The following is a 7,410-nucleotide window of genomic DNA, read 5'->3' as shown; positions in this document are numbered from 1 at the left end:
ACTGGTGCAGAACGTTCTCCTGATGCTTCGTGGATGAAACTGTCACGCTGGAATGCTTTATCAGCAGAACAACAAGATAAATTTGTGCCAATTTGTCCAGATTTTGTCATCGAATTGAGGTCGGCTTCGGATAATCTGAAGCCTTTACAAGAAAAGATGGAAGAATATATGAGAGAGCCAGGAATACAGTTAGGCTGGCTGATTGACCGGAAGAATCGGAGAGTTTATATTTATCGTCCCAGTCAAGAAGTAGAATGTTTAGAAAATCCGGCTACAGTTAGCGGAGAGTTCGTGTTGCCGGGGTTTGTGCTTAATATGAGTAAAGTTTGGTAGAAAATGCGATCGCACTTACCAAACTCTTTAAATCCTAGCACCGCTATAAGTCAAAATTTTTAAAGGAACTTAGGTAAATTCAAAAATGGACATCAAAAACGGCTTTATCGGCACCATTGGCAACACGCCCCTAATTCGCTTAAACAGCTTCAGCGAAGAAACGGGGTGCGAAATCCTCGGCAAAGCAGAATTTCTCAATCCAGGCGGGTCTGTAAAAGACCGCGCCGCCCTTTACATTATCAAAGAAGCGGAAGAAAAAGGCTTGCTCAAACCGGGTGGGACAGTAGTTGAGGGAACTGCTGGCAATACCGGCATCGGTTTAGCCCACATTTGCAACGCCAAAGGCTACAAATGCGTGATTATCATCCCAGATACCCAATCTCAGGAAAAGATGGACGCTTTGAGGACGCTGGGTGCCGAAGTTCGTCCCGTCCCAGCTGTGTCGTACAAAGACCCCAATAATTATGTGAGACTTTCTGGCACAATTGCGTCCGAAATGGAAAATGCGATTTGGGCGAATCAATTTGATAACTTAGCAAATCGTCGCGCCCACTACGAGACTACCGGAAAAGAAATCTGGGAACAAACTGGCGGCAAAATTGACGCCTTCACTTGCGCTACCGGAACTGGCGGGACATACGCGGGTGTGTCGATGTACCTGAAAGACCAAAATCCTAACGTTAAAACCGTTTTAGCAGACCCAATGGGCAGCGGACTTTACAGTTATGCGAAAACGGGTGAAATCACCATAGAAGGTAGCTCCATCACAGAAGGGATTGGCAACAGCCGCATCACAGCTAACATGGAAGGTGTACCGATAGACGATGCTATCCAAATTGATGATAAAGAAGCGGTGCGGGTGATTTACCAACTGCTGAGAAAAGATGGTCTGTTTATGGGCGGTTCTGTAGGCATTAACGTAGGTGCAGCGGTTGCATTAGCCAAACAAATGGGGCCGGGTCACACAATTGTGACTATTCTCTGCGATGGCGGTAGTCGTTATCAGTCACGTTTGTACAATTTGGAATGGTTAGCATCTAAGGAACTGCTACCGGATTAGTCATTGACAACCGAAAAACGAAGAAAAAAGCAAAGTATTCAATATGGAAATCAACGCATTAGCAGCATATCAGTCAGGGGAAACTCTTAAACCCTACAGCTTAAATCCAGGACAGGCGCAAAACTACGATTGCCTGATCAAAGTATTAGCTTGCGGCATCTGTCACTCAGATATCAGCATGGTCGATAATGAGTGGGGACAATCGCGGTATCCCCTAGTACCCGGTCATGAGGTAGTTGGGGAAGTAGTCGAGATAGGTTCGCAAGTTAAGCATTTGAAGATAGGCGATCGCGTTGGTGTAGGTTGGCAAATGTCATCCTGTCTCCAATGCCGCGATTGTCTCAAAGGTAACGAAAATCTGTGCAATGAGAGCAAAGGCTTAATTGTCAATGGTTACGGCGGTTTCGCCGACTATGTGGCGCTAGATTCGCGCTTTGCCTTTGCCATCCCCGCCGGAATTGAAACCGAAATAGCTGGCCCGCTGTTATGCGGCGGTATCACCGTATACTCGGCTTTGCGTCACGCTGGGATGACTTCCGGCCAAGAAATTGGCGTAATTGGCGTCGGCGGTTTGGGTCACATGGCGGTACAATTTGCCAGCAAATTGGGTAACAAAGTCACCGTTTTTACCACTTCCCAAGATAAAGCCGAGTTTGCCACCCAGCTTGGTGCCAGTCACGTCGTAGTTGTTCCCCCAGGCGAATCTCCACCTGCTCCCAGTCGCCAGCTAGACATCATAATTAGTACAGTTCCGCAATCCCTAGATTGGGGTGCTTATCTGGAATACCTTAATTCTGATGGTACTTTTACGATTGTGGGAGTTGCGATCGAACCTCTTAGCATCCCCCTTTGGCCCTTACTCAGCAAGCGTCGCCGCATTATGGGTTCTCCGATCGGCGGTCGAGCAATGATAATGGAAATGCTTTCTGTGGCCTCTAACTTTGGCATTAAACCAATTGTCGAGACTTTTCCCTTTGAACAAGTGAATGAGGCGATGGAAAAAGTCCGCGCTAATAAAGTTCGCTATCGAGCTGTCCTGACAGTAGCCTGAGACAATGGCGTCTGCTAGTAAGAATTGAGGAGAATCGTCACGTAAAGCTATGTCCGCAAAAGATATCTTTCATACCGTTGTACGTTCAGCACTGGAAAAGGAAGGGTGGACAATTACTGACGTTCGCGTAGCGTGCGCCTAAGCGCAATCCTATCTATCTTAAAGTAGATGAAGACAAGCTGTATGTGGATTTAGGTGCTGAAAATAACTTATTGGGAGCAGAAAGGTACGGGCAGAAAATAGCAATAGAAATTAAAAGCTTTTTAGGTCTTTCATTGATTAATAATTTTCACGAAGCGATTTGCCTGCGTCAACGCTACGCGAACGGTCAAGCTTGGAACTATAAAGTAGTTTTAGCAGAACAACAGCCAGATAGAGTTCTTTATCTAGCAGTTCCCGAAGATATTTATGAAGAGTTTTTCACTCGGCGTTTAGCTCAAATGTCAGTGACGCGGATGCAATTAAACTTGCTTGTATTCAATCCGATTAGAGAGGAGATTGTACTATGGAAATAGAGAAATATAGAGAATTAATTAAATCGATTGTCGAAAAACATTCTGAATGCGATAGTGACGATCGCGAAGTAGAAACTCAAATTGCTTTCGATGTCGATCGCGATCGCTATCTGATGTTTCATGTCGGGTGGCGTGGAGAAAGACGAGTGTTTGGATGTGTTATTCACATCGAGATTAAGAAGGGAAAAATTTGGATTCAGCGAGATGGAACTGAGGTGGGGATAGCGAGCGAGTTAATTGCGGCTGGAGTGCCTAAGTCTGATATCGTGTTAGGATACAGGTCGCCTTATATGCGTAAATTTACAGAGTTGGCGGTGGGGTAGTGATGAGGTTAAAGAGGCGATCGCAGTAGAGGCAAGCATTTCTGAAACCAAACAAAATTGGAATCTGCTATGAATCAACAAGTCCAAATACCCGACCCCCAAACGAGAGCGCGAAGTGTCGCTACGTGGCGCGAAGTTAACCAACAAATCGACTTGCTTACACCTCTAATCTGTGCCATAATCATCAAAGTTATGTAAGGGGAAGCGTGCTGATATGACCTACACTACTACTAAACCACTAACATTTGCAGAGTTTTTGCAAGTCTGTCCCGAAGATGGCAGTTATGAATTAATCGATGGGGAGATTGTCAAAGTGGATGCTATAGGCTCGAACAAAAGTGTATCAAGGTTTTTAATGTTTGCTTTAAATGATGAAATCAGGCGACTTACGCTTGATTACGTTGTGGATAAAGATATAGCGATTAGAACTTTTACCAATTCTGGAACTGAACGAGGCAGAAGACCTGATGTAAGTGTAGTTGAAAAGAAAATTTGGCAGCGGTATCTCAACACTTATGCAGGCATAATCGAACCGCTGCAATTAGCTGTAGAAGTCGTCTCTACTAATTGGGAAGACGACTATGTTGATAAACTGGATGAATATCAGCGGTCGGGCATTTTTGAATATTGGCTCGTTGATTATTTGGCGATAGCTTCCCGGAGTTACTTGGGAAATCCGAAAGTGCCGACAGTGTTGGTTTACCAGCTAGTAGAAGGAGTATATCAAATGAGTAAATATACGGGAAGCGATCGCATCATCTCTTCCACTTTTCCAGAATTGGAGTTAACAGTATCAGCCATTATAAAAGCAAGCCAAGGGTAGCTAATAGTACGCTAAGATACGATAAAACTGTTTTTTTAGTTCTTTAGGGAGCAAGAGCTAAGAGTTTCAACTAATTGGCGCGATGATTATTTGAAAAAATTGGTAGACTACGAAGCGCTAGGTATTGTGGAATACTGGATCGTGGATTATTTAGCACTGGGAGCGAGTCGTTATACGGGAAAACCAAAACAACCAACGGTTTCCGTTTATTGTTTAGTAGAAGGAGAGTATAAAGTCACTCAATTTCAAGACGATCGCCCGATCGAATCCCTAGTTTTTTCTGAACTAAATCTAACTGGAAATCAGATAGTGAAATTTGGCATCCCATTCAACTAAAGGAGTGTTGGAAACATGGCAACCATATTTGGAACTACAGCTAACGATACTTTAACAGGAACGCCGGAACCTGACTTTATTTCCGCCCTCGCAGGCAACGATATTCTCATTGCCATAGCCCAGTGGTGTCTCAGGCGGTGTGAAGTATTCCTGTCTTACCAGCCGCAGAAGGCTGAAGGGGCGACAACTATAGAGAAAAGGTAGACAGGATAAGCATTTCGGCTCGACGACCTCGCTGATAATAAGGTCGTTTATGAGGGCTTAAAGACATCAATTGTGTAGTTTGTTCGGCCAACAACGTCAGAGATTCTACCCAGGCATAGCCGTGGATACCAATATAAAAGCTGCTATGACGGCGGTGTGTCCTACGTTTTTCTTTCACGCGACCAACATATTAAACTACTCCCTTATTTTTGATTTGTTGCCCAGACATAATTGAACTGGTATAAGCCAAAGTCATCAATATAAGTAAAGCAATTAAGCGCTCACCATGCACACCAGTTGACTCTAGATTATAGCCACCACTTTTATAATCTCTAAACATTTCCTCAATGCCAAACCGTTTTTGATAAGCTGACAAAGCTTTTCTCAAATCTGAGAAATTGGTCAAAATAAACCAAGCTTCTTCGGCTGAATGGTCGCGATAGTTACGTTTCCATTTAGCTGCTATATTCGCTTGCTCGAAACCTTTACTTTTGGTTAATTTAACTCCTTCTAAGTAAATTGAAATCCCCGGATTTACACCTAATTCCTGTAATTGCCACCAGATGTCTGGGGCAATTTCAATATATTCGTTTCGTTTTAAGCGTAGGCAAAAATACGTCCTTGGTTGACTTCTGAGCCATTGGGCTAGGTCTACAGCAACATTATTCTCTATCTCCTAAAACGACTTTGGTATAATTACTTAATAAAGGCAGGACTTGAGAGAGTACGGCTACCTGCTTGGAAACATTTGTGTTTCCTAATTTAGGCAGAACTTCAAAGTAGATGGGGATAGCTTTTTGGTCATAAATTAGGCTCACAACTATTCCCCTTAACCAATCCCCATTGCGTCCGGTCAATCGCGATGTATAATACTTCAGTTGGGGCAAAACTATTAGTCAACCAATAGGTGAATAATGGCCACCAAATTTTTTCGATTGTTAGGTGTGGTAACGAGAGAAATCTCTGCAACTTCTTGCGACGACTTTCAAATAGAATTTTTTGCGGAAATTGACTGGCCAATTCTTCTAATTTTACTCTTCGATGCTGTTGTAACATCACAACTAATATGAATAAAATTAAAAACTCCGCTCTTTTTAGTTGCGTTTTTAGGTGTTGGGTGTAAAATAGGGGTAACAAATTCATGTTTTTTCATTAAATAGGTCTACTTGAGAATATCAGACCTATTTTTTTTTGACAACAAGCTGTAAAACCCGCACGAAGTAAGGGTTTTACAGCTTGTTGTCTCCCCCCCAGGTTGATGTGTCCATTCTTCTCCGCTGAAGTGTTCGGGACAAGCCGCCTGATTAATCTGCAGCAGCACCCGTTGAGCAATGTAGAGCGCAAACTTTTCGGCTGCGACTTCATCAACGCACAAACTTTTGATACTCGTCAGCCTGGTTATCGGTATGGCAAATCGAGTTTTTTCAACTTCCTTAGTGGCTTGAATCAACTTTTTGATTTTATTGGCAGTAGCACGTTGTTGGTTGTTTTGTTTCATCTTCAATTGCCAACTCTTAATACCCTGATTGAAGCAGTGCCTCGTCAAGTAAATCTGTTAGTTGAAGCGAAAGAGCCCACTGGTTCATATAGGCGACATCGAGCCTCCCCAATTGCACCTTCAAAACTCCCAACACATCTCTCCATTGCTTTTGGGAACCGCCGCGAGTTAGTTTGTACCAACTGAGTTTTTGCAGGACTATATCTTCGGGCGAGTAGATGTAAATTCCTTCTTCTTGTAAGTTGCTAACAGGATGAAGCTGGCGGCGGCTCATTACCGAAGCGGAAAAAGGGTCATCGCTGCCCATCACAAAAATATCTGCTTTCTCCATAGAAGGCAAATATATCACATTGAACGATGATTCGCGTGGTGCTGTTTTTGACTTTGCAATCGCTTCACTCACAGCCGACTCGCTGATGTAAAACTCGCCTGACATCACATCAATTAGCTCAGGTGCTATTCGCGCTTCCAGGTCAATTACTAAGTCCAAATCTTGCGTAGATCTGTTTTCTCCCAATAGCGAACTTGCTACGGAACCTCCCACTACATAGGGAATATTCAGCGGTAGCAAGATGCTGGCTATTTTTTGCGCTAATTCGATCGGATCTGCAATCACGAGCTTCTCCCAATCTTTGTTATTTGATAAAACTTCTATCCACTCAGCACCCAAGCACCTTTTAATAAATTCTTGTCGAACTTTTGCCTCAGTAGCATTGGGATACTGGCTCTCTATTCCTAATATTGCCAGCCTTCGCACCGATTGATTGAAAGCGCAAGTCCGTTGTACTTTTTGTTGGGGCGTTAACTGCCGCAATAGCTCAAACACCAGCACGTCCGCCTCAATGCTGGTATCTATAGATTGTGGCTTGTATCCTGACTTGACTGTGACTGTTGGTATTGGCGGCATGATCCAATCTTGCTCCCAGGCAGAGATTTCAAAATTATATTACAAAATCCAAGTTTTTCAGACCGTTTTATAAAAATGATATTTTTCCTTAATTATAATGGAATTTTAACCATGAAAAGGCTTGCTATAATAATGTCCAAAGCCAAAGCGATAGTTACCAGAGCTACTAGCCAGATAGCAAGGTTTAGACGTTGTAATGTTTAATTATCCCACGAAAATTTCTGACTAAGACATTTGTCGCGTAACAAAATAAATGGGTTCTTACGCAGATTTGGTGAAAGGATTAAAAAGGCTAGAGAGCAGGCGTCGAGGATTGAGCCAATAATGTCTAGATTGATGTAAGCTATGGCGTAATCAGGG

The 7,410-nt window shown here is 43.3% G+C and carries 13 protein-coding genes and 1 pseudogene; 10 read left to right on the top strand and 4 right to left on the bottom strand.

The features are described 5' to 3' along the window. From LAY57_RS31720 to LAY57_RS31685, 10 genes and pseudogenes are all read left to right on the top strand, one after another. Window positions 1-333: Uma2 family endonuclease (locus tag LAY57_RS31720; RefSeq protein ID WP_249071176.1), on the top strand; the 333-nt coding region annotated here is incomplete at its 5' end. Window positions 334-418: 85 nt separating this feature from the next. Further along, complete coding sequence (locus LAY57_RS31715) at window positions 419-1,393, top strand: cysteine synthase A (RefSeq protein ID WP_249071175.1); 975 nt, start codon at window positions 419-421, stop codon at window positions 1,391-1,393. Window positions 1,394-1,436: 43 nt separating this feature from the next. Beyond that, window positions 1,437-2,444 (top strand): NAD(P)-dependent alcohol dehydrogenase, encoded by a 1,008-nt coding sequence (locus tag LAY57_RS31710; RefSeq protein ID WP_249071174.1) that lies wholly within the window; start codon window positions 1,437-1,439, stop codon window positions 2,442-2,444. 49 nt (window positions 2,445-2,493) lie between these two features. Next, on the top strand, window positions 2,494-2,586 hold the full coding sequence (locus tag LAY57_RS36355; RefSeq protein WP_338022531.1) for an element excision factor XisH family protein: 93 nt from the start codon (window positions 2,494-2,496) through the stop codon (window positions 2,584-2,586). Between the two features lie 43 nt (window positions 2,587-2,629). Next, window positions 2,630-2,959 carry an element excision factor XisH family protein gene (locus tag LAY57_RS31705; RefSeq protein ID WP_338022530.1) on the top strand — a complete coding sequence of 110 codons (330 nt, stop codon included), beginning with the start codon at window positions 2,630-2,632 and terminating at the stop codon, window positions 2,957-2,959. Further along, window positions 2,950-3,282 (top strand): XisI protein, encoded by a 333-nt coding sequence (locus LAY57_RS31700; RefSeq protein WP_249071173.1) that lies wholly within the window; start codon window positions 2,950-2,952, stop codon window positions 3,280-3,282. Before LAY57_RS31705 ends, LAY57_RS31700 begins: the two co-directional genes overlap by 10 nt. Before the next feature lie 69 nt (window positions 3,283-3,351). After that, entirely contained in the window at window positions 3,352-3,480 is a 129-nt protein-coding gene (locus LAY57_RS36020; protein WP_275994426.1) for a hypothetical protein, read from the top strand. A 16-nt stretch (window positions 3,481-3,496) separates the two neighbouring features. After that, the gene (locus LAY57_RS31695; RefSeq protein WP_249071172.1) at window positions 3,497-4,105 is read left to right on the top strand and encodes a Uma2 family endonuclease; all 609 of its coding nucleotides are present in this window, start codon (window positions 3,497-3,499) and stop codon (window positions 4,103-4,105) included. A gap of 75 nt (window positions 4,106-4,180) precedes the next feature. After that, a pseudogene (locus LAY57_RS31690) lies at window positions 4,181-4,441 on the top strand (Uma2 family endonuclease); the annotation flags it as partial. A 15-nt stretch (window positions 4,442-4,456) separates the two neighbouring features. After that, window positions 4,457-4,645, top strand: coding sequence for a calcium-binding protein (locus LAY57_RS31685; RefSeq protein ID WP_249071171.1), 189 nt, complete (start codon window positions 4,457-4,459; stop codon window positions 4,643-4,645). 190 nt (window positions 4,646-4,835) lie between these two features. Here the strand turns inward: LAY57_RS31685 and LAY57_RS36715 are convergent, their stop codons facing one another. The 4 genes from LAY57_RS36715 to LAY57_RS31670 all read right to left on the bottom strand — a co-directional run bounded on the left by LAY57_RS36715 (window position 4,836) and on the right by LAY57_RS31670 (window position 7,050). Then, window positions 4,836-5,051, bottom strand: a complete 216-nt coding sequence (locus LAY57_RS36715; RefSeq protein WP_420839166.1) for a hypothetical protein — start codon at window positions 5,049-5,051, stop codon at window positions 4,836-4,838. Window positions 5,052-5,307: 256 nt separating this feature from the next. Next, complete coding sequence (locus LAY57_RS36710; protein WP_420839165.1) at window positions 5,308-5,463, bottom strand: hypothetical protein; 156 nt, start codon at window positions 5,461-5,463, stop codon at window positions 5,308-5,310. A gap of 344 nt (window positions 5,464-5,807) precedes the next feature. Further along, window positions 5,808-6,143, bottom strand: coding sequence for a hypothetical protein (locus tag LAY57_RS31675; RefSeq protein WP_249071170.1), 336 nt, complete (start codon window positions 6,141-6,143; stop codon window positions 5,808-5,810). A 16-nt stretch (window positions 6,144-6,159) separates the two neighbouring features. Next, entirely contained in the window at window positions 6,160-7,050 is an 891-nt protein-coding gene (locus LAY57_RS31670) for a hypothetical protein (RefSeq protein WP_249071169.1), read from the bottom strand. Between the last annotated feature and the right edge of the window lie 360 nt (window positions 7,051-7,410).

This window comes from Argonema antarcticum A004/B2 (assembly GCF_023333585.1).
In the GTDB taxonomy this organism is placed as follows: domain Bacteria; phylum Cyanobacteriota; class Cyanobacteriia; order Cyanobacteriales; family Aerosakkonemataceae; genus Argonema; species Argonema antarcticum.
This window is presented reverse-complemented; position numbering and strand designations above follow the sequence as displayed.

Coding starts and splice junctions, on each gene's coding strand:
- LAY57_RS31685 (WP_249071171.1), top strand. CDS start 4,457: ATGGCAACCATATTTGGAACTACAGCTAACGATACTTTAACAGGAACG.
- LAY57_RS36355 (WP_338022531.1), top strand. CDS start 2,494: ATGTCCGCAAAAGATATCTTTCATACCGTTGTACGTTCAGCACTGGAA.
- LAY57_RS31670 (WP_249071169.1), bottom strand. CDS start 7,050: ATGCCGCCAATACCAACAGTCACAGTCAAGTCAGGATACAAGCCACAA.
- LAY57_RS31695 (WP_249071172.1), top strand. CDS start 3,497: ATGACCTACACTACTACTAAACCACTAACATTTGCAGAGTTTTTGCAA.
- LAY57_RS36020 (WP_275994426.1), top strand. CDS start 3,352: ATGAATCAACAAGTCCAAATACCCGACCCCCAAACGAGAGCGCGAAGT.
- LAY57_RS31710 (WP_249071174.1), top strand. CDS start 1,437: ATGGAAATCAACGCATTAGCAGCATATCAGTCAGGGGAAACTCTTAAA.
- LAY57_RS31715 (WP_249071175.1), top strand. CDS start 419: ATGGACATCAAAAACGGCTTTATCGGCACCATTGGCAACACGCCCCTA.
- LAY57_RS31700 (WP_249071173.1), top strand. CDS start 2,950: ATGGAAATAGAGAAATATAGAGAATTAATTAAATCGATTGTCGAAAAA.
- LAY57_RS31675 (WP_249071170.1), bottom strand. CDS start 6,143: ATGAAACAAAACAACCAACAACGTGCTACTGCCAATAAAATCAAAAAG.